This window comes from Sedimentitalea sediminis (assembly GCF_042687825.1).
Taxonomy (GTDB): Bacteria; Pseudomonadota; Alphaproteobacteria; order Rhodobacterales; family Rhodobacteraceae; genus Sedimentitalea.
This window is the reverse complement of sequence record NZ_JBHUQE010000016.1, coordinates 39,981-57,821: the sequence shown is the minus strand read 5'-3', so window position 1 is coordinate 57,821 and position 17,841 is coordinate 39,981. Positions and strand designations below refer to the sequence as shown.

Annotated in this window: 19 protein-coding genes; 6 read left to right on the top strand and 13 right to left on the bottom strand. The window is 63.6% G+C overall.

Features of this window, described 5'->3' with window-relative positions; genetic code table 11:
* Positions 1–21: 21 nt before the first annotated feature.
* Positions 22–813, top strand: a complete 792-nt coding sequence (gene trpA / locus ACFMPD_RS13280; RefSeq protein ID WP_380995172.1) for a tryptophan synthase subunit alpha — start codon at positions 22–24, stop codon at positions 811–813.
* Between the two features lie 348 nt (positions 814–1,161).
* Here trpA and ACFMPD_RS13275 read toward each other — a convergent pair whose 3' ends face one another.
* Positions 1,162–3,078, bottom strand: a complete 1,917-nt coding sequence (locus ACFMPD_RS13275) for a pentapeptide repeat-containing protein (protein ID WP_380995169.1) — start codon at positions 3,076–3,078, stop codon at positions 1,162–1,164.
* A gap of 340 nt (positions 3,079–3,418) precedes the next feature.
* On the opposite strand from ACFMPD_RS13275, the gene ACFMPD_RS13270 reads away from it, so the two are divergent.
* The 4 genes from ACFMPD_RS13270 (at position 3,419) to ACFMPD_RS13255 (ending at position 6,613) form a co-directional block, all read left to right on the top strand.
* Positions 3,419–4,066 (top strand): 50S ribosomal protein L25/general stress protein Ctc, encoded by a 648-nt coding sequence (locus tag ACFMPD_RS13270; RefSeq protein WP_380995167.1) that lies wholly within the window; start codon positions 3,419–3,421, stop codon positions 4,064–4,066.
* Positions 4,067–4,263: 197 nt separating this feature from the next.
* Positions 4,264–4,968, top strand: a complete 705-nt coding sequence (pth, locus tag ACFMPD_RS13265; RefSeq protein ID WP_380995164.1) for an aminoacyl-tRNA hydrolase — start codon at positions 4,264–4,266, stop codon at positions 4,966–4,968.
* Between the two features lie 84 nt (positions 4,969–5,052).
* Positions 5,053–6,237, top strand: coding sequence for a serine hydrolase domain-containing protein (locus ACFMPD_RS13260; protein ID WP_380995161.1), 1,185 nt, complete (start codon positions 5,053–5,055; stop codon positions 6,235–6,237).
* Positions 6,227–6,613, top strand: coding sequence for a DUF2237 family protein (locus ACFMPD_RS13255; protein ID WP_380995158.1), 387 nt, complete (start codon positions 6,227–6,229; stop codon positions 6,611–6,613). Before ACFMPD_RS13260 ends, ACFMPD_RS13255 begins: the two co-directional genes overlap by 11 nt.
* On the opposite strand, the gene ACFMPD_RS13250 is transcribed toward ACFMPD_RS13255, so the two are convergent.
* The 12 genes from ACFMPD_RS13250 to trmB all read right to left on the bottom strand — a co-directional run bounded on the left by ACFMPD_RS13250 (position 6,607) and on the right by trmB (position 16,571).
* Positions 6,607–7,413 carry a hypothetical protein gene (locus tag ACFMPD_RS13250; RefSeq protein WP_380995156.1) on the bottom strand — a complete coding sequence of 269 codons (807 nt, stop codon included), beginning with the start codon at positions 7,411–7,413 and terminating at the stop codon, positions 6,607–6,609. The genes ACFMPD_RS13255 and ACFMPD_RS13250 overlap by 7 nt on opposite strands.
* A 77-nt stretch (positions 7,414–7,490) precedes the next feature.
* On the bottom strand, positions 7,491–8,720 hold the full coding sequence (gene trpB, locus ACFMPD_RS13245; RefSeq protein WP_380995154.1) for a tryptophan synthase subunit beta: 1,230 nt from the start codon (positions 8,718–8,720) through the stop codon (positions 7,491–7,493).
* A 106-nt stretch (positions 8,721–8,826) separates the two neighbouring features.
* On the bottom strand, positions 8,827–9,279 hold the full coding sequence (locus ACFMPD_RS13240) for a c-type cytochrome (protein ID WP_380995151.1): 453 nt from the start codon (positions 9,277–9,279) through the stop codon (positions 8,827–8,829).
* A gap of 57 nt (positions 9,280–9,336) precedes the next feature.
* Positions 9,337–9,987 carry a phosphoribosylanthranilate isomerase gene (locus tag ACFMPD_RS13235; protein WP_380995148.1) on the bottom strand — a complete coding sequence of 217 codons (651 nt, stop codon included), beginning with the start codon at positions 9,985–9,987 and terminating at the stop codon, positions 9,337–9,339.
* Between the two features lie 7 nt (positions 9,988–9,994).
* Positions 9,995–10,345 (bottom strand): lipopolysaccharide assembly protein LapA domain-containing protein, encoded by a 351-nt coding sequence (locus tag ACFMPD_RS13230; protein WP_380995145.1) that lies wholly within the window; start codon positions 10,343–10,345, stop codon positions 9,995–9,997.
* A gap of 4 nt (positions 10,346–10,349) precedes the next feature.
* Positions 10,350–10,631 (bottom strand): integration host factor subunit beta, encoded by a 282-nt coding sequence (gene ihfB, locus ACFMPD_RS13225; protein ID WP_027263109.1) that lies wholly within the window; start codon positions 10,629–10,631, stop codon positions 10,350–10,352.
* Positions 10,632–10,916: 285 nt separating this feature from the next.
* On the bottom strand, positions 10,917–12,593 hold the full coding sequence (gene rpsA / locus ACFMPD_RS13220) for a 30S ribosomal protein S1 (RefSeq protein WP_380995141.1): 1,677 nt from the start codon (positions 12,591–12,593) through the stop codon (positions 10,917–10,919).
* A 239-nt stretch (positions 12,594–12,832) separates the two neighbouring features.
* Positions 12,833–13,087 (bottom strand): hypothetical protein, encoded by a 255-nt coding sequence (locus ACFMPD_RS13215; protein ID WP_380995138.1) that lies wholly within the window; start codon positions 13,085–13,087, stop codon positions 12,833–12,835.
* A gap of 134 nt (positions 13,088–13,221) precedes the next feature.
* Positions 13,222–13,845 carry a (d)CMP kinase gene (locus tag ACFMPD_RS13210; protein ID WP_380995136.1) on the bottom strand — a complete coding sequence of 208 codons (624 nt, stop codon included), beginning with the start codon at positions 13,843–13,845 and terminating at the stop codon, positions 13,222–13,224.
* Between the two features lie 46 nt (positions 13,846–13,891).
* Positions 13,892–14,398, bottom strand: a complete 507-nt coding sequence (locus ACFMPD_RS13205) for a hypothetical protein (protein ID WP_380995133.1) — start codon at positions 14,396–14,398, stop codon at positions 13,892–13,894.
* Positions 14,395–15,759, bottom strand: coding sequence for a 3-phosphoshikimate 1-carboxyvinyltransferase (gene aroA, locus ACFMPD_RS13200; protein ID WP_380995131.1), 1,365 nt, complete (start codon positions 15,757–15,759; stop codon positions 14,395–14,397). The genes ACFMPD_RS13205 and aroA overlap by 4 nt, the downstream gene beginning before the upstream one ends.
* A gap of 110 nt (positions 15,760–15,869) precedes the next feature.
* Positions 15,870–16,571, bottom strand: coding sequence for a tRNA (guanine(46)-N(7))-methyltransferase TrmB (gene trmB / locus ACFMPD_RS13195; protein WP_380995128.1), 702 nt, complete (start codon positions 16,569–16,571; stop codon positions 15,870–15,872).
* 417 nt (positions 16,572–16,988) lie between these two features.
* On the opposite strand from trmB, the gene ACFMPD_RS13190 reads away from it, so the two are divergent.
* Positions 16,989–17,792, top strand: coding sequence for a hypothetical protein (locus ACFMPD_RS13190; protein WP_380995126.1), 804 nt, complete (start codon positions 16,989–16,991; stop codon positions 17,790–17,792).
* The last annotated feature ends 49 nt before the right edge of the window (positions 17,793–17,841 follow it).

Sequence of the window (17,841 nt, the reverse complement as noted above, 5' to 3'; positions counted from 1 at the left end):
TCAGCCAGAAGGAGCCCGCCGATGACCCGTATCGATGCAAAATTCGCCGATCTCGCCGCGCGGGGCAAAAAGGCCTTTGTCGCCTATGTGATGGCCGGGGACCCGGATTACGACCGCTCGCTTGAGGTGGTCAGGGGCCTGCCCGCCGCCGGTGTGGACATCATCGAACTGGGCCTGCCCTTCACCGACCCGATGGCGGACGGACCGACCATCCAGCTGGCTGGCCAGCGGGCTCTGGAGGCCGGTATGACGCTGCAGCGCACGCTGGCGCTGGCCACCGAATTCCGCCAGACCGACGACACCACCCCGATCGTGCTGATGGGCTATTACAACCCGATCTACAGCCGCGGCGTCGACCGGTTTCTCGACGAGGCCAAAGCCGCCGGAATCGACGGGCTGATCGTGGTCGATCTGCCGCCCGAGGAAGACGCGGAACTGTGCATCCCGGCCCAGGCGGCGGGGCTGAACTTTATCCGGCTGGCCACCCCGACCACCGATGACAAGCGCCTGCCCAAGGTGCTGCAGAACACGTCGGGCTTTGTCTATTACGTGTCGATCACCGGAATTACCGGCGCGGCCGAGGCCAAAGCCACGGATGTCGCGCCCGAGGTGGCCCGGATCAAGGCGCGGACCGATCTGCCGGTGATCGTCGGCTTTGGCATCAACACCCCGGAAAAGTCCCGCGCCATCGCCAGCGTCGCCGATGGCGCCGTGGTCGGCTCGGCCATCGTGTCACGGATCGCGGCGGGTGAGCCGGCCGACGAGGTGCTCGCCTTTGTCAAATCTCTCGCAGACGGGGCACACGACGTCTAGCGCGCCACGACTGTTCGCCCGCCAGCACCGGGCGGTCCTTGGGCAGGTCACGGAACAGGCAGTCTTTCCGACCGCTGCAACCACACCGACGCCCACAACGCACCCCCGCTTCGGCCCGTTTCGCTCGCAGTGTACAAAGCTGAAACACCGATTATCCGATTTCGTACGAAACGAGATGCGCAAGATCGTGATCCCATAGGTCGGCTGTGCAGAGGGAGTGAACTTTCGCTGCGCACTCAACCAAGGTCAGCAAAGCACGGATGTTTGATAAGGGGTGCCCTCACAGTTACTGATCGAAATTCAGATCATGAGAAATCTTCCTGTGAGTCTTGCGGATACTCAAAAAGATCAGTTGCTCTGATATGACTTCGTACACTCTTCGTCAGGCAGGATTGGTGGTACATCCGCGACCTTGCCGTTTGACACCGTGGCGACCCCGCCATGAAACGGGGAGCGGCTCCACTTGACCGAAGCGACAATCATCTGATTGCCAATCGCTGCGCTAGGGGGCCAGGGTAAGCGACGTGCTTCTATAAGTGCTCGCCAGCGGCCAAAAAAGCACCGGTCGGAATTGCGGCCGGGCGCGATGCTTGGAAGGTAATCTTTTCTCCAGGACGGCAAGTCTACGGATCTGTCCGCGAACGCACCTGCAATTTCGACTTGATTGCTCGCCATGCCTGAACCCAGAAACTTAAGGTCCAGGAAACGCAAGGCAGCCATCGCCAGATCCACGTCGTGGAACGTACGAAGGGCTTTCAGATTCTCAGTGGCACAGTAGGGCAAAATGGTCTGACTGATTTCATTTCGCTCCATGACATGTCGCAAAGTCCGCGAGTTAAACGCTTCGCCGAGATAGGACTCGCATCTAGCAGGGATATTTGCGCCGATGACGGCACTGTACCGAAGGTCGATACCGATAAGCCGCGCGCCACTAACATCAGGGCGAAGCAGCCAGCTTGCGCGGAGATCGACATCCTCCAGGGTCGCTTCCCTAAGAACGGTGTTGTTCATCTCTGCACCATGCAGAACAGCCCCACTGAGATCAACGGCGGTAAGGTCCGTCCGGTTGAGGGTGACCCCACGAAGCAGCGTGTGACGCGAGTCTCCACTACCTAGTTCCAAAATCGAGAGGTTTGCCCCCTCAAGCACCGCCTCATCTAGACGGGCGCCAGACAGGTTTGCGCCACGAAGGTCTATTCCGGGTGCAAAGACGCCTGCAAGATTGGCGAAGGCAAGGTCTCTGCCTTGCAGACTTGGCTTTGGAAGTGCAGCCAGGTAGTCGGCCCGGAGCGCACGCCATTCCCTTTCGAAACGGTCGGGCCAAGCCAGGTCGGCCTCGCATTCGGCTTGACCCGGCCTATCACACCACTCCGAATAAAATCGTTGGCGTGCGGTATCCCGATCGCGCCAATCGGGCGGGAGACTGGTGAGTCGCGCCTCGAAAAGATTTGCGGGGACCGGGCGAAACCAATTGAGGATAGCACCAAGCGGAGAGCTATCTTCAGGATAACGCGGTGTGCCGGCCTCAGCGACATCCCATGTCGTTCGCAGAAGTGAAACCGTCATGACCGCAACAGCGAGAACTACGGTTGCCACTGGGCGAATACGCAGAAAACCCGACTTGGGATGTTCACCGGGGTCCATTCGTTCCCTGAGGGCCGACAGGCTCGTCCACGTAGTCCAAATCGCAAATGTAAGCATCACGGATATCGGCAATGTGAGCAGCCAATCATGGGCTGGCTGCGACCGATACCACAATGATACTAGAAGCGCCGGCCCCGCGATGTAGAGCAATGTCGCCGATGCGACGACACCAAGAATGCCGAGCGGGCTGGACTCGATACATGGCGGTTCATCTGGACGGCGCCACCGCCGCACGTGCAGAGCAAATTCCGATACAAGCCAAGGCTCGATCTGTGAGGCAACTCTTTGGTCGTCGATGCACGATGGCAGTTGCGCCAGACCGCGCCAAAGCTTTTCAAGAAAGACATGAATATAGATATTCACCGCAGTGACGATACCCGCGCCAAACAAGAAAAAGAGTGGAACAGGCACGGAGACACCGATTAGCGGAAGCTCGGCCCCACGGTCGAGAGCGAAAAAGTCTACATCCTCGACATCCAGCAGTGTGACCGTAACGAAAGCCAGCGTAATTAGATACGTGAACCAAGTCGTCCGAGCTACTTTTGTGACGGTGCTAATCCTTTTTAGCACCTGAGTCTGGCTGTGGTCAGGCATCGTGCAATCTTTTTTCAAACGGGACAAACGCTGCGATATTAGCACATTCCACCGAAGCTGGCATTCGTCCAACCCGCAACGGGTCCGCCTTGGGCTCGATACCGACGTTATCGTTCTTTGGCCTGAAGTCTCGGCAAGGCAGGAGCCGCAGAAAGGGCGGCGCGAATTGGCCGATGCTTTTGGACAAAGCGAAGCGTTGGGCGCCCCGTTGGTCCGGACTGGCGCGCCCGGGGCGAGGCGGGCGCCTGAAGTTGGTGTTCCGGCGAACGGATTGGTCCTTTTCAAAGCGCGATTTCCGGTCTATACGCGCGGCTTCACGCGGGGATACAGCCTTGGAGGATCCCCGCCCTAACTTTGGAGAAATATCATGGCCGGAGAGATCCCAGATCTTCACGCCGAGGAACGGACGGGGACAGGCAAGGGCGCCGCTCGTCAGGCACGCCGCGACGGCAAGGTTCCCGGAATCGTTTTTGGTGGCGACACTGACCCGCTGCCGATCAACATCCCGTTCAACGCCCTGTTGACGCGGCTCAAGCAGGGGCGGTTCAAGTCCACCCTGTTCAATCTCAAGGTCGACGGCCATGAGGACGTCCGGGTCATCTGTCGCGATGTGCAGCGCGATGTGGTCAAGGATTTGCCGACGCATCTGGACCTGATGCGCCTGCGCCGCACCACCAAGATCAACCTGTTCATCCCCGTCGAAGTGGTCGGCGAGGACGTGTCGCCGGGACTGAAAAAAGGCGGGGTTCTGACCCTGATCCGTCCCGAGGTCGAGTTGATGGTTACCGCGGGTGACATTCCCGATCACATCACCATCGACGTGTCCGGGCTTGAAATCGGCGACAACGTGTCGATTTCGGCAGTGACCCTGCCCACCGGCGCCAAGCCGACCATCGACCGCGATTTCGTCATCGCCAACGTGTCCGCGCCCTCTGGGCTGCGCTCGTCGGAAAGCGAAGAAGACGAAGACGAAGTGGCCGCCGACGAGGTCGAGGCAATCAACGTCGAAGACTGATCCGCACAACAGTACCGAATGTTCGACGGGGCCCTTCAGGGCCCCGTTTTTCGTTGCGCTGCACCGGACGGCAATGACCGACCGCAGGGACGCGGGTCCGGACAACCGGATTGTCCGCTTGGATCACGGGGCGGGGCTGGAAAATCACCGCGCTATCGGGCATGACGGCAACATTCCAACGCGCGGCGAGGTAGATCATGAAACTGATTGTCGGATTGGGAAATCCCGGGGCGAAATATGCAGGGAACCGACATAATATCGGATTCATGGCGGTTGACCGCATCGCCGGGGATCACGGGTTCGGCCCCTGGAAGGCCAAGTTCCAGGGCCGCATCTCCGAAGGCCGTTTGGGTGGCGAAAAGGTGGTGCTGCTCAAGCCCGAGACCTTCATGAACAATTCCGGCCAGTCCGTGGGCGAGGCGATGCGGTTCTTCAAGCTGACCCCGGCCGATGTCACGGTGTTGCATGACGACCTGGACCTGGCCCCCGGCAAGGCGCGGGTCAAGCAGGGGGGCGGCCATGCCGGTCACAACGGGCTGCGCTCGCTGCACGCCCATATCGGCGAAGGCTACGACCGGGTGCGTCTGGGCATCGGTCACCCCGGGCGCAAGGAGATGGTCGCCGGCTACGTGCTGCGCGATTTTGCCAAGGCCGATGCGGATTGGCTGGACGATCTGCTGCGCGGCATCTCGGACGGCGCCGGCCACCTGGCCCTGGGCGACAACGGCCGTTTCATGAACGCCGTGGCCCTGCGGGTCGCGCCGCCGCGCTCGTCGACCACGGCACCGGCCAAGCCTGCCCGCGACGCTACCTGCGACCCCGCCCCGGGCTCCGACCCGGGGCCTGACCCGGACCGGGACACACGCACGGCGCTGCAGAAACTGGCCGACCGGTTTCGCTGACCCGCAGACGATCCTGTGCTGCCGAGTCGGCTTGCCTGAACCGGCCCGCTGCTGTCATCTGATCAAAAGCACGAAAGGCACGCGATGCGACGCTTGGGAAGACAACTGGGCCGGCTGCTGCTGGTGCTGCTGCTGGCCGTCATCGCGACAGCCCTCTGGAAGCGCGAGGAACTGACGCGGCTTTGGGCGGTCACCACATTGTTCGCCGAAGACCGGATCGTCGGCAATTTCTCAAATATGGGCGCGGCCTTTCTAACCGTTCCCGTGCCACGCGGCGAGGGGCCGGTCAGCGCATTGCCCGACGGTCCCGCCATCCGCCTGCCGCCGGAAAGCGCGCAATGGATCGCCACGCGCCGGATCACCTCGTTGCTGGTTGTCAAGAACGGCAGTATCCGGCACGAATCCTATCACCTGGGCACCGGCCCTTCGGACCGGCGTATCTCGTGGTCGATCGCCAAAAGCTATCTGTCGGCCCTGTTCGGCGTGTTGCTCGCTGAGGGCACGATCGCCTCGCTGGACGATCCGGTCACTCGATACGCCCCGAAACTGGCAGGCAGCGCCTATGACGGGGTCAGCCTGCGTCAGGCGCTGAACATGACCAGCGGCGTGCGCTTTGACGAGGATTACCTCGACAACAATTCCGACATCAAACGAATGGGCCGCGTCGTCGCGCTGGGCGGCGCGCTGGACGACTTTACCGCCGGCTTTACCCGTCGGTTCGCTGCGCCGGGCCGGACCTGGAAATATGTCTCGATCGACACCCATGCAATCGGCATGGTGATCCGCGGCGCCACCGGCCGCCCCATCGCCGAATTGCTGTCCGAAAAGATCATCGCGCCGCTGGGTCTGGAACGGGACGGCTATTACCTGACGGACGGCACCGGCGCCGCCTTTGTGCTGGGCGGGCTGAACATGACGACGCGCGACTATGCCCGGTTCGGCCAGATGATCCTGCGGAACGGGCGCTATGGCGGGCAGCAGGTCGTGCCCGCCGACTGGATTGCGGCGGCCACGGTTGCCAGCGCGCCCACCAGACCGGACCAGACTGGATACGGGTATTTCTGGTATGTGCCGCGCGGTGCCCATGCCGGCGAGTTCATGGGCCGTGGCATTTACGGACAGTATCTCTATATTGATCAGTCACGGGGCGTCGTGATCGTCGTGACCGCTGCCGACCGGCGGTTCCGCGACCCCGGCGTCACGGATTTCGATGTTGCGATGCTGCGCCGGATCGCCAACAGCCCTTCGGGAGACAGCCATGACCCCTGACGACAGTATCAACGTTCTGGGTGCGCCGCTGGCCCCCTGCTCGACCGCCCCGGTCACCGGCTTTTTCCGCGACGGCCATTGCAACACCTGCGCCGAGGATCGCGGCAGCCACACGGTCTGCGCGGTGATGACCGGCGAATTCCTGGCCTATTCGAAATATGTCGGCAACGATCTGTCCACGCCCCGACCCCAGTTCCAGTTTGCCGGTCTCAAGCCCGGCGACCGTTGGTGTCTGTGCGCCGCGCGGTTCCTGCAGGCGCATGACGAGGGCTGCGCGCCCAAGGTCGATCTGGCCGCCACCCATCGTCGCGCCCTGAACATCGTACCGCTGGAGGTCCTGCAGATCCACGCGCTGGAGGGCGAGGGCGATCAATAGCCCGGATCGGGCATCCGGGTGCAGTCGAGCTGGCTGTCGCGGGGAAAATTCAGCCCCTGGATAACCGCCCGTTGTCCGCAAAGAAAGGGTTTGCATCTCCAGTCCACATCGGTCAGACGCAGCCCTTGCTCTGGCGTCACCATGATCTCGATCCGGCAGAGCGTGCCATCGTCCATCCGCTGTTCATGGACCCAGCCGCCCTGAATCGATCGAACCGCCCCCTCGGCGCCACAGCTGTGGCCATTGGCCTGCATACTGAACATGGAAAAACTGCCGCCGCCACCTGCCGACCCCAGGTCCAGACGCAGGCCGTCCTGCCCCATGCGGTAGCAATAGGCAGAGCGGACGCTGAGCGGGCAGTCGATCTGGGACACGCGCCAGCCCGGCCCGGCAATGTCGTCGATCTTCCAGAACCCGTCCTCGATGACAAAGTCATAGGCGATCCGCGCAGCCTGCCCAAAGGTGGTGAACTGCGCTTCGATGCGTTTGCGCCCGGCACCGCCCGACGCGATCAGCGTCAGACTGCGCCCGATCTCGACCGCGTCATAGTCGTTGCCCGGCACGGCAAAACCGAAATCGGCGCAGGCCCCGCCCTGACTGTCATTGGCCGCGTGAAAGGCGCTCATGCGGCGCGAGAAGAACTGATCGCGGCGGTCCGGGGCGGCGAGGTACTCCAGCCCCTGCACCCCGCGTTGCGACAGCGAGGTGTAGATCCAGCGGACCGTATCTTCGGGCGTCTGCGCCACAACCTGCAACGTACCGCACATCAGCAGCACAAAACTGATGATCAATCCGAACATGGTCGGGCCTCCACCCGGTCACGATAGAACAGAGGCCACGCCACGATCAAGCGCCGCCCGGTGCCGTTCGCCGAGCGTCAGTCCTTTTCCGCCATCTCGAATCCCAGCGCCTTGGCGACGGTGAATATGTCCTTGTCGCCGCGCCCGCACATGTTCATGCAGATCAGATGATCCGCCGGCAGTTTCGGCGCGATCTTCATGACATGCGCCAGCGCATGGCTGGGTTCCAGCGCCGGGATAATGCCCTCCTGCTCGCAGCACAGCTGGAACGCCTGCAGCGCCTCGGCATCGGTGATGCTGACATATTGCGCCCGTCCGGTATCGTGCAGCCAGGAATGCTCGGGGCCGATTCCGGGATAGTCCAGCCCGGCGGAGATCGAGAACCCTTCGAGGATCTGCCCGTCGTCATCCTGCAGCAGATAGGTGCGGTTGCCATGCAGCACGCCAGGGCGCCCGCCGGTCAGGGACGCGCAATGTTCCATCTTGTCATTGACCCCCTTGCCACCGGCCTCGACGCCGATGATGTTGACCGAGGCATCGTCCAGGAACGGAAAGAACAGCCCCATGGCGTTGGAACCGCCGCCAATGGCGGCGACCAGTGTATCGGGCAGCCTTCCCTCGGCCGCCTGCATCTGTTCCTTGGCTTCCTTGCCGATGATGCTCTGGAAATCGCGCACCATCGCCGGATAGGGGTGCGGGCCGGCCACGGTGCCGATGCAGTAGAACGTGTCGCGCACATTGGTCACCCAGTCGCGCAGGGCATCGTTCATCGCGTCCTTGAGCGTGCCGCGTCCCGAGGTCACCGGGATCACCTCGGCGCCCAGCAGGCGCATGCGAAAGACGTTGGGCGCCTGCCGCTCGACGTCATGCGCGCCCATGTAGACCACGCATTTCAGCCCGAACTTGGCACAGACGGTGGCGGTGGCGACGCCATGCTGGCCGGCGCCGGTTTCGGCGATGATCCGGGTCTTGCCCATGCGCCGCGCCAGGATGATCTGCCCCAGCACGTTGTTGATCTTGTGCGCGCCGGTATGGTTCAGTTCGTCCCGTTTCAGATAGATTTTCGCCCCGCCCAGATGCGCGGTCAGACGATCGGCGAAATACAGCGGGCTGGGCCGCCCGACATAATGCGTCCAAAGATCGTTCATCTCGTCCCAGAACGACTGGTCGGTCTTGGCCTTTTCGTATTCTTCCTCAAGGCTCAGGATCAGCGGCATCAGGGTCTCGCTGACGAACCGTCCGCCGAACTTGCCGAAGCGGCCGTTCTCGTCCGGCCCGGTCATGAAGGAATTGAATAGATCGTTCATCGCTGGCTCTTTCTCGTCGGGGCTGCAGACATGACGTGAATATGGGACGGCGCGGCAAGTTTCCAGCGCAATCGCGGCCCCCTTCTGCGGGTCCGGCAGCCAAGCACTATTCGCGATAGACCGTGTGACAGGATTTGCACGCGCCGCCGATGGCCACCAGAGCCGGCCCCAGATCAGCCGGCGACGCGATCCCGCGCGCGGCGCGGTCGGCGGCGATGCTCAGCTGTTGCGCCCGGTCGGTGAAATCGTCGAATTGCTGCCAGATTGCCGGCCGTGCCTCGGATTTCGGATCGTCCTCCGGGGCACGGAACAGCGCCGGCATCCGGTCAGCACCGGACGCGATCGCAGCGGCGGCCTGGCGTGCCACGGCGGCCTCAAAGGCGCGCTCGCCCTTGGCCATGGCACCCAGAGCCTTGGTGTTGTCGGCAATGATCCGCATCGCGTCCATGCGCTGCATCACGGCCGGGTTCTTGACGCCCTGATGCGCCAGCGCGGCCGTCGCGGCCGCCAGCCCGACCGCAACGATCACACCGCAGAGAAAATGAGCCGTCCCGGTCATGCCCATCTCGGCACCAGGATGGTCATGGCGCGGCCCATGCGCCGCCGTGCGCGCCGGTCAGACATCGCTGCGGGCGGCCGCAAGAAAGGCGCGGATCAGGTTCGCATCCTTGACCCCTGGCGCGCTTTCCACGCCCGAGGACACGTCGACCTGCCGCGCCCCGGTCATGGCAATGGCCTCGGCCACGTTCTGCGGGGTCAGCCCGCCAGCCAGCATCCACGGGACCGGCCAGCGACGCCCAGCGATCAGCCGCCAGTCAAAGGCCAGCCCGTTGCCGCCGGGCAGAACCGCGTCTTTCGGCGGCTTGGCATCGACCAGAACCTGGTCGGCAACCCGCAGGTAATCGTCCAGCGCCGGCAAATCGGCTTCGTCCGCCACGCCGACCGCCTTCATCACCGGCAAGCCAAACCGCTGGCGCAGCTCGGCCACCCGGTCGGGGCTTTCGCGTCCATGCAGTTGCAACATGTCCAGCGGCACGCGGTCCACCAACTGGTCCAGCGTAGCGTCGTCGGCATCGACGGTAAGCGCCACCTTGCAAACGCCCTCGGGCACATCGGCCGCCAGGTCCGAGGCCCTGGCAGGCGTCAGATGCCGCGGTGATCTGGCAAAGAACACGAATCCGACATACCGCGCACCGGCATCCACCGCCGCCCGCACCGCATCAGCCGACCGCAGACCGCAGATCTTGACGTGAACGCCCTGTGGCATGGCCCCGTCAGCTGGTTTCTTCGAGAATGGCCAGAACCTCGTCCTTGCCCTGGTGCTTTTCGGTCTTCAGCCGACCCACCTGGCGTTCCAGCTTGCGCACCTGACGCGCCTTTTCCGTGGCTTCGCGGCGATGCTTGTATTCGCGCATCCATTCCCACAGGAAACCGATCACCAGACCGGCGACGATGCCCCCCAGAACCACCATGAACAGCGGCAGGGATATGCTCATGTTGAAGCCCAGCAACTGCGCCAGGGCATCCGGCATCAGTTTCAGCGGCACCAGACCGCGATTTGCCAGCGACACCGAGACCAGGATGATCCCCAGCGCCGCCAGAAAGGCATAGCGAATATACCGCATCAGTTCACTTTCCGTTCAGACGATCCCGCAACAATTTTCCGGTTTTGAAAAACGGGACATGTTTCTCTTCGACATGCACGGTTTCACCCGTTCTGGGATTGCGACCAATGCGCGCGTCACGCTTTTTGACCGAAAACGCCCCGAACCCGCGCAACTCGACCCGGTCGCCGCGCGCCATCGCGCCCGTGACCTCCTCGAACACCGTGTTCACGATGCGCTCGACATCTCGCTGATAGAGGTGCGGGTTCTCGTCAGCGATTTTCTGTATCAATTCCGACCTGATCATAGAGCCGTTCCCTCCCAAGGCACCCCGTTCGAACACTACCGGTTCTCTGACTATAAGAGCAATTTTCCGGTTCTGAAACCAGAACCGTTTACAGATCAACGAAAAAATCGGGGACAACGGGGTTAATACGGTGGCAATTGGCACCGTCTGCGTCCGCCGGTCGCAGCAGCGCGCGCCTGCGAACGGCCGAACGGAGCGCGGCCAGAATTTGATTCGCGACGTGAAAAGGCCCCGCCCCTGTTAGGGGGCGGGGCCACTGTTTTCGCAGCGCATTTGCGCGGGCGATCAGTCGCCCTTGAGAGCGGCGCCCAGGATGTCGCCCAGCGATGCGCCCGAATCCGAGCTGCCATACTGTTCGACGGCCTCTTTCTCTTCGGCGATCTCGCGGGCCTTGATCGACAGGCCCAGACGGCGGGTCTTGCTGTCGACATTGGTCACGCGCACATCGACCTTGTTGCCGACGCTGAACCGCTCGGGACGCTGCTCGGCGCGGTCGCGAGACAGGTCGCTGCGACGGATGAAGGATTTCATGCCCTCGTACACGACCTCGATGCCGCCGTCCTCGATCGCGGTGACCTCGACGGTGATGATCGAGCCGCGCTTAACGCCGCCAACGGCCTCGGCGAACTTGTCACCGCCCAGCGCCTTGATCGACAGGCTGATGCGTTCCTTGTCGACATCGACCTCGGACACGACCGCCTGGACGATATCGCCCTTGCGATAGCTCTGGATCGCATCCTCGCCACGCTCGTCCCAGCTGAGATCGCTGAGGTGAACCATGCCGTCGATATCGCCGTCCAGACCGATGAACAGACCGAATTCGGTGATGTTCTTGACTTCGCCCTCGACCTCGGTGCCCTCGGGATGGGTCTCGGCAAAGACTTCCCACGGGTTGCGCATGGTCTGTTTCAGACCCAGCGACACGCGGCGCTTGGCGCTGTCGATTTCCAGCACCATGACTTCGACTTCCTGGCTGGTCGACACGATCTTGCCGGGATGCACGTTCTTCTTGGTCCAGGACATTTCCGAGACGTGCACCAGACCCTCGACGCCGGGCTCCAGTTCGACGAAGGCACCGTAATCGGTAATGTTGGTGACGCGGCCGGTATGCACCGAGCTCAGCGGGTACTTGGCGCCGACCAGATCCCAGGGATCTTCCTGCAGCTGCTTCATGCCCAGGCTGATGCGGTGGGTTTCCTTGTTGATCTTGATGACCTGAACCTTGACGGTCTCGCCGATCGACAGGATTTCGGACGGGTGGTTGACCCGGCGCCAGGCCATGTCGGTGACGTGCAGCAGCCCGTCAACACCGCCCAGATCGACAAAGGCACCGTATTCGGTGATGTTCTTGACGACACCGTCAACGGCCTGACCTTCGTGCAGGTTGCCGATGACCTCGGCGCGCTGCTCGGCGCGGCTCTCTTCCAGGATGGCGCGGCGCGACACGACGATGTTGCCACGGCGGCGGTCCATTTTCAGAATCTGGAAGGGCTGTTTCAGACCCATCAGCGGGCCGGCATCGCGCACCGGGCGCACATCGACCTGCGAACCGGGCAGGAACGCGACGGCACCGCCCAGATCGACGGTGAACCCGCCCTTGACGCGGCCAAAGATCGCGCCCTCGACGCGCTCTTCGTCGGCATAGGCTTTTTCCAGACGGTCCCAGGCTTCCTCGCGGCGGGCCATCTCACGCGAAATCACGGCTTCGCCGCGCGCGTTCTCGACCTGGCGCAGGAACACTTCGACTTGATCGCCTGGGGCGATTTCAGGAGCTTCACCGGGGTTTGCGAATTCTTTCAGATCGACACGGCCTTCCATCTTGTAGCCGACATCGATGATGGCCTGTCCCGCCTCGATGGCGATGACCTTGCCCTTGACCACAGACCCTTCGCGGGGCGTGTCCATTTCGAAGCTTTCGTTCAGGAGGGCTTCGAACTCCTCCATGGATGCGTTAGCGGACATATATACGTCGTTTCCTTTTTCACATTTTTGCGGGCCGCGCGGTTGTCTCCGCCGGTCTTTCGAATTCAGGTTGGCCCCTGCGGGCGGTCCAAACAGACGAAGGGCCGCGGATTTCCCCGGCCCTGCTCATGCTGTCTGCGATCTGGACTGCCGCTTGGACATCGGCGCGTATAGTAGAGTGCACCGCGGATCGCAAGGATTCATTGCAGTCACCCCGGGCACCGGGGCAACGCCGGCCCCTAGCCGAACAGCGGATCCTCAAAGCTGCCTGTGGCCGGGATGACCGGGTCCACATGCATGCCGTCCAGCGCCACCCCGTTGGTGCCCCAAATCGCCATCGGGTCGATCGCGCCGCCATCGCCAGAGCGGTCAAAGGAGCCGTCGCCGACGCTCAGGCCGGCTCCGGGATCGAACTGGCTTTCGCCGGCGATATCGGGAATTTTCAGATAGGACCGGGTGGCATCGCCGCTGCTGAAAAAAACAAAATTATCCATGACAAAAGCCCTCTTAAATGATTTCAGGCGGGGCGGCGACGCCACCCGGCACGGATCATACTAAGCGCGCGGCCGCGATGGTCTCATACCGGTTTTCATGACCTTGGTTCCAAAAGAGGTAGGGTATTCCCGACCTATGACGCAACGTCGGGCGCGCGCCGCGCCTCGACCGCCGCGATGGCCGTCGCCACGGCCGCCTCGATGCTCATCTCCGAAGTGTCGATGATCACTGCGTCGTCGGCCGTCTTCAGCGGCGCATCGGCGCGGGTCATGTCGCGGTCGTCGCGGGCGCGCACATCCGCCAGGACCTCTGGCAGGCTGGTCTCGGCCCCCTGTTCCAGCAATTCGCGATAGCGCCGCTGGGCGCGAATCTCGGCACTGGCGGTGACAAACAGCTTGGCCTCGGCCTCGGGGCAGATCACCGTGCCGATATCCCGCCCATCCAGTACCGCACCCCCGGCGCGCCGGGCAAAGGCGCGCTGAAAGTCGACAAGGGCGGCACGAACCTGCGGAATCGTCGCCACCTTGCTGGCCGCCTGCGCCACGTCGGCGCTGCGCAGCGTGTCGGCTTCAAGGTCCGCCGCCGACAGGCAGCGGGCGGCGGCCTCGGCATCCTCGCCGGTCAGCACCCGCGCCCCGACCGCGCGATAGAGCAGCCCGGTGTCCAGATGCGCCAGCCCGAAATGCGCCGCCACGGCGCGGGAAATCGTACCCTTGCCGGCCGCGGCCGGACCGTCGATCGCAATCGTAAAGCTCATCGGGTGCATATCCTTTCCTGCAGCAGCCTCTCTTGTGCGCGAACGATCAGCGCGGCCGCAGCACGCGCAGCAGCAGACCGGCCAGCAGACTGACCGCCAGCAGCACGAATTTGGTAATCGTGAAATGGCTGGCCAGCGACACCGTTTCCGGGTCCAGATGGGCCGCCGTATGGGCCAGCATCTCCTGGATCAGCGCGTTTTCGCACAGATCCATCAGCACATAGCCCGACGGAAACAGCAACAGGACCAGGCGCGACCATTGGTTCAGATAGGTCGTCACGCGCCAGTAGAAGACCCCCATCGACAGGCCCAGCAGCGCCGGAAACAGCAGGTCCAGCCAACGCGCAAGCCCCTGATACAATGCATAAGGCTCGGGATCGAGCCGCGTAAGATAATCGCGCGCATCTGCCAGGGTATAACCGCCGAACCGGCTGTCAAACGAGCGTAGCCCGCCGTCGACCTCAAGATGCGCGGCATGCAGCCAGAAAACCCAGATCGAAACGCCCAGCGTGGCGGCCAGCAGGCTCAGCAGACAAAGCCTGGCGAGGCTCACGCCGCACCCCGTTCGGAGGGCCGATGCAATTGTGCCCCCAGCGCCGTCATCAGCGTCCCAAAGATCGGAAAAGAAGTAGCGATCGGGCTGCCGTCATCCACGCTGACCGGGTTTTGCGCCGCCATGCCCATCACCAAGAACGACATGGCAATCCGATGGTCCAGATGGCTGGCGCAGGTGGCACCGCCGGCGACCGAACCGGGGCCGTGCCCGGTGACCGACCACCAGTCCTCGCCGTCTTCGACCGCGACGCCATTGGCGCGCAGACCGGCAGCCATGGCGTCGATCCGGTCGCTTTCCTTGACCCGCAATTCCCGGACCCCGCGCATCATCGTGACGCCCGCGGCATTGGCGGCGACCACCGACAGAACCGGGTATTCGTCGATCATGCTGGCGGCGCGCTCGGGCGGCACGTCGATGCCGCGCATATCCGGCGAGAACCGCGCGCGCAGATCGGCGACCGGTTCGCCGCCCTCGATGCGCTCGTTCTCATAGGTCAGATCGGCGCCCATGTCGCGCAGGGTGGTAAACAACCCGGCGCGGGTCGGGTTCAACCCGATCCCGGGCACCAGCACGTCCGAGCCCGGGACGATCAGGGCGGCACAGACCGGAAAGGCGGCGCTGGAAGGATCGCGCGGCACCACGATGGTCTGCGCCAGCAGTTCCGGCTGGCCGGTCAGGGTGATAACGCGGCCCGCATCGCTGTCTTCGGTGGTGATCTCGGCGCCGAATCCGGCCAGCATCCGCTCGGTATGATCGCGGGTTGCCTCCTGCTCGATCACCACGGTCTGCCCGGGCGCGTTCAGCCCGGCCAGCAACACCGCCGATTTCACCTGCGCCGAGGGCACCGGCACCGTATAGCGCACCGGCACCGGATCGGCGGCCCCGACGATGGTCATCGGCAACCGCCCGCCGGACCGCCCCACGGCACGGGTGCCAAACAGCGCCAACGGATCGGTGACACGCGCCATCGGGCGCTTGTTCAGGCTGGCGTCGCCGGTAAAAGTGACACTGATCGGGCTGGTCGCCATCGCCCCCATGATCAGCCGCACGCCAGTACCGGAATTGCCGCAATCGATCACCTGATCGGGCTCGGCGAAACCGCCCACCCCGACGCCATGCACCGTCCATTCGCCGCCGCCATGGTCGCGCACCTCGGCGCCAAAGGCGCGCATGGCGCGGGCGGTATCCAGCACGTCCTCGCCCTCGAGCAGGCCAGTGATGCGGGTCTGCCCCACCGCCATCGCCCCCAGGATCAGCGAGCGGTGCGAAATCGATTTGTCGCCCGGCACCTCGGCCACGCCGGACAAGGGCCCGCAGGGGGCAGAGCTCATCGGAATCGGAGTGCCGTGACCGGACATTGCGCACCTTTCTTCAAGTCGACCTCATCCGCATTAACGCATGCTCGCGACGGGGTCCACAACTGGCTTTTTCCGCGCAGTTTCGGGCCTGGCCGTGCAACGGAACAGCCCTATCGGCGGCGAAAGGTCAGGTAATGCGGCACGCGGCCCTCGCGCAGCGCCTTTTGCTCATAGCGGGTCGACAGCCAGTCGTCCCAGGGCGTGCGCCAGTCGGCGGGACGCTCGGCCAGCCACCGGAACCCGGCCCGGGGCACCTGTTCCAGGGTCTGGCGCACATAGTCGGGAATGTCCGTCGCCACCCGCAGGACCGCGCCGGGCGCCATCACCCGGTGCAGCGGTCCGAGATGTTCGGGTGTCACGAACCGGCGGCGATGGTGCCGTTTCTTCGGCCAGGGATCGGGATAGAGCAGAAAGGCGCGCTGGATGACGCCATCGGGCAACACGTCCATCAGGTCGCGGGCATCGCCCGGATGCACCGCCAGATTGCTTACCCCCGCCCGGCGGATCTTGCCCAACAGCATCGCCACGCCGTTGATATAGGGTTCGGCACCGATGATGCCGATATCCGGGTTGGACGCCGCCTGATGCACCAGATGTTCGCCGCCGCCAAAGCCGATTTCCAGCCAGACCGGGCGATCGTCGAACAGCGCCGCCAGATCCAGCGGTACCCGCTGGGGGTTTTCATCCCAGCCGACGGCGCCCGGAGAGAGGGCGGCCAGATCCTGGTCTAGATATTCCTTTTGGCTACGCTTCAGGCTCTTGCCTTTGAGACGGCCATAGAAATTGCGGTGCGGGCGGGTCGGAGTGCTCATGACCGGCGGTTTAGCCGCAAGCCGGGCAGGCTGCAACGGGCACCGCAGCTTTGACACATGCGGGCCTCATCGCTAGATGTCAAAGCTATCTGCGCCAGAAGGATTGCGTGCGTGAAGCGGATTATTTCCACCATCGGCCGAACATGTATCGGACACAAAAGCGGCGACATCCGGAACAGGACAACCCGGGAATGCAGACCCCGGGAAACCCTCCATCCATCTGAAATATCTCGGATATTCCGATGCTTCGCGGGCCGAACCAGCACCGGCGCGCAGCCATTTCGCGCCCGGTTCTGGGGGCCACTGATCGCCGCCGGGCTGTCAGCCGGGCTGCAGTCGCCGGCCGCCGCGCAGGCGGTCACCGGCGGCATCGACGGCATCTCCGAGCGCGCCCTGGCCACGCTGGGACTGGTCACGGTGCCCACGCCATCCGCCTCGTTCCTGTCATTTTCGCGCTTTTCCGGGGCGCAGAGCACCTTTCGCTCGGGCCAGATCGGCGGCGGGTTCAACCCGGTGGTCGGCACACCGCTATATCTCGAAGCTTACCTGGGCTATCAGAACTATTCGCCGGAATTCCTGTTGTCGGGGCCGGTCCCGGGGCTGGATGTCAGCGCCCGCTGGTCTTCGTATGCCGTGACCGGCGGCGTCGGCTGGGATTTCGCCCTCAACCAGTACTGGGTGCTGCGTCCGGTCGTGAACCTGTCCCTTGGCCGGATTGCCGCCGATGCGAACCTCTCGGGCCAGAACCCGCCCGGTGGTGGAAACACCGATCTGGATTTCCTGAAAAGCGGCGATATCACCGCCGGCGGCTATGGCGGCGCGGTGATGCTGGTCTACAAGCGATATCTGCGCACGCGCGAGGTCGATTTCTCGTTGCGCTACAGCGAGATGATGCTGCATCCGATCGGCGGGTCCTCGGACCTGAACGCCAAGGCGCGGATCACCACCGCCACCGCCCTGGGGCGGGTGCGGATTCCGATCCAGGGCTGGCAGGCCTTTGGCAAACCGGTCAAGGCGGTGTTTCAGGGCAGCCTGTCCAGTTTTCCGGGCGATCAGGGCGATGTGGTCAATCTGGACTGGCTGGGCAAGGTCGGGGTCGGCGTCGAGATCGGCACGGTAAACACCGGCGTGCCCTATCTGGCGGGTGCGCGGCTGATGCTGTCCTATGCCTTCAGCGACGATTACGATGGCTATTCCATCGGGCTGGGCGTCAGTTTCTGACCCCGTCCCCGGCGCCACCGCCAGGTCGCGAGTCGGGCCGGGTGGCGGC

Bases quoted from the DNA above. Each gene is read 5' to 3' on its own strand.
- aroA (WP_380995131.1), bottom strand. From the start codon at position 15,759: ATGTCCGGTCACGGCACTCCGATTCCGATGAGCTCTGCCCCCTGCGGG.
- ACFMPD_RS13270 (WP_380995167.1), top strand. From the start codon at position 3,419: ATGGCCGGAGAGATCCCAGATCTTCACGCCGAGGAACGGACGGGGACA.
- ACFMPD_RS13250 (WP_380995156.1), bottom strand. From the start codon at position 7,413: ATGTTCGGATTGATCATCAGTTTTGTGCTGCTGATGTGCGGTACGTTG.
- ACFMPD_RS13215 (WP_380995138.1), bottom strand. From the start codon at position 13,087: ATGGATAATTTTGTTTTTTTCAGCAGCGGCGATGCCACCCGGTCCTAT.
- rpsA (WP_380995141.1), bottom strand. From the start codon at position 12,593: ATGTCCGCTAACGCATCCATGGAGGAGTTCGAAGCCCTCCTGAACGAA.
- ACFMPD_RS13230 (WP_380995145.1), bottom strand. From the start codon at position 10,345: ATGCGGTATATTCGCTATGCCTTTCTGGCGGCGCTGGGGATCATCCTG.
- ACFMPD_RS13210 (WP_380995136.1), bottom strand. From the start codon at position 13,845: ATGAGCTTTACGATTGCGATCGACGGTCCGGCCGCGGCCGGCAAGGGT.
- ihfB (WP_027263109.1), bottom strand. From the start codon at position 10,631: ATGATCAGGTCGGAATTGATACAGAAAATCGCTGACGAGAACCCGCAC.
- ACFMPD_RS13255 (WP_380995158.1), top strand. From the start codon at position 6,227: ATGACCCCTGACGACAGTATCAACGTTCTGGGTGCGCCGCTGGCCCCC.
- trpB (WP_380995154.1), bottom strand. From the start codon at position 8,720: ATGAACGATCTATTCAATTCCTTCATGACCGGGCCGGACGAGAACGGC.
- ACFMPD_RS13260 (WP_380995161.1), top strand. From the start codon at position 5,053: ATGCGACGCTTGGGAAGACAACTGGGCCGGCTGCTGCTGGTGCTGCTG.
- trmB (WP_380995128.1), bottom strand. From the start codon at position 16,571: ATGAGCACTCCGACCCGCCCGCACCGCAATTTCTATGGCCGTCTCAAA.
- ACFMPD_RS13240 (WP_380995151.1), bottom strand. From the start codon at position 9,279: ATGACCGGGACGGCTCATTTTCTCTGCGGTGTGATCGTTGCGGTCGGG.
- pth (WP_380995164.1), top strand. From the start codon at position 4,264: ATGAAACTGATTGTCGGATTGGGAAATCCCGGGGCGAAATATGCAGGG.
- ACFMPD_RS13235 (WP_380995148.1), bottom strand. From the start codon at position 9,987: ATGCCACAGGGCGTTCACGTCAAGATCTGCGGTCTGCGGTCGGCTGAT.
- trpA (WP_380995172.1), top strand. From the start codon at position 22: ATGACCCGTATCGATGCAAAATTCGCCGATCTCGCCGCGCGGGGCAAA.